Here is a 1,686-nt window from a genome sequence, read left to right as displayed (position 1 = left end):
CCGTCGCTCAATCCAGCTGAAGAACAAACACCGATAGCTATAGAATATGCTTACTTTTTAGAAGATGGACAGCAGGACCCTGCAAAATTTAACCGATATTATTTTAATTTTCCACAAGAATGGTGCACTTCAAATAGGGGTGAGTCTATTATTGGCGTCCGAAATATATTTATGTTGGCGAGAAGAAGAAAGATTGAATTTACCCTTGGAGTGAGAAAATATAGACGAGACGATTATAATGCACTGAAGAGAGATAATCCAAAATTCACAGATGACCAAATATACAAAGCTATTGAAGAAGACAAAAAGAGTGAGGTATTTATCAGCATAAATTCATGGTTAAATCAACAGAATGATTTAAGCGAAGTGTGGAATGATATGAGAGCAGCTATTGAAGCTAAATTTGAAGAATTTAATATTGTAGCTGATAAAATCAATAAAGAGCATAATTCCAATTTGTATGACCAAGAAACAAAATTAAGCATAGAACAAACAAATTTAGTAGATGAACATGATAGATTAGAAAAAGAAATAGATAATTTGATGGCACAAATATTTGAAACAACTGATGAAACAATTAAAGCTGACCTACAAAAACAACTCAACAAAGCCAATGAAGATTTTGAAAAAAATAGAAAAGCCATAACTGAAAATGCAAAAGAGATGGAAAGAATTAGAGAAGAGATTAAATTAAATGAGCAGAAGCCAACATTTATTGAAGAAAAAGAAGGCTTGAGACGAAGGGATGTTCAAACAGATGGCTTCTACAATTATGATGATAATATGTTCTATGAAATCTTTTATTCACCTACGAATGGTGAACTGGTCAAAGATAACAAATATAAAAACTACTATGTTGACTTATCAATTAGCTTTCGAGTTAGACCAAAAGATAATAAATTGCCTTATCGACGATTTGATTTTGATGATGTTTATAATATTGGTTATGAATCATTTAATAATCATCCGGAAGATTTTATGGATTTAAGCAAACCAATCAAAGATAAAGAAGGAAATATCATTAGATATGAAGGAAAATGGAAAAGAGAGTTGAGGTTCAAAAATGTATGGGATAGGCATTCATGCACTATATATTCTTCAATTGCTGAGCAGTCAAATAAATATTATTTAGGAAATAGTCAAATCTACTTTAATCCCATCAAATACTTTAAGCTGAACTCAACAGACCAACACTTTTGGATTGAATTTTATTCTGGCCGACATAATAATATCCCTATTTTAATTCCAAATAATGAATCATTTAAAATAGAAATGCAGTTCTTACCATACAAAAAGATGTTATATATTTAAATTTTTTATTTTTACATAAATGACATCTGAATTTGTCCCTCTACTTAATTTTGAAAATGATTATGAAATAATGGTTGAATATCCAAATGTTATTAGAAATAAGACAAATAGGAAAATATTAAAAGAGACAATTAATGCATATGGATATGTTGTTGTTTCTTTAAATTCTTATCCATACAAAAAGCACAGACTAATAGCCATGCAATTTATTCCTAATCCTAATAACTTTTCGCAGGTTGACCACATAAATCATATCAAAACAGACAACAGAATTGAGAACTTGAGATGGTGTAATAATTCAATAAATAATAGAAATAGATTAAGTTATAATGGTGTTGAAGCACAATATGTTGATGAATTACCAGAGAATGTTGA

General features: G+C 29.5%; 2 protein-coding genes. Both read left to right on the top strand.

Annotated features, from left to right (window positions below; translation table 11 throughout):
* Positions 1–1,311 (top strand): hypothetical protein (locus tag QZ306_RS10525; protein ID WP_295163657.1); only part of this gene is annotated, 1,311 nt, incomplete at its 5' end.
* Between the two features lie 70 nt (positions 1,312–1,381).
* Positions 1,382–1,686: HNH endonuclease signature motif containing protein (locus QZ306_RS10520; RefSeq protein WP_295163655.1), on the top strand; the 305-nt coding region annotated here is incomplete at its 3' end.

Source organism: uncultured Brachyspira sp. (assembly GCF_910588665.1).
Lineage (GTDB): Bacteria > Spirochaetota > Brachyspiria > Brachyspirales > Brachyspiraceae > Brachyspira.
The sequence above is the reverse complement of the archived record's forward strand: the minus strand, read 5'-3'. Positions and strand labels throughout refer to the sequence as shown.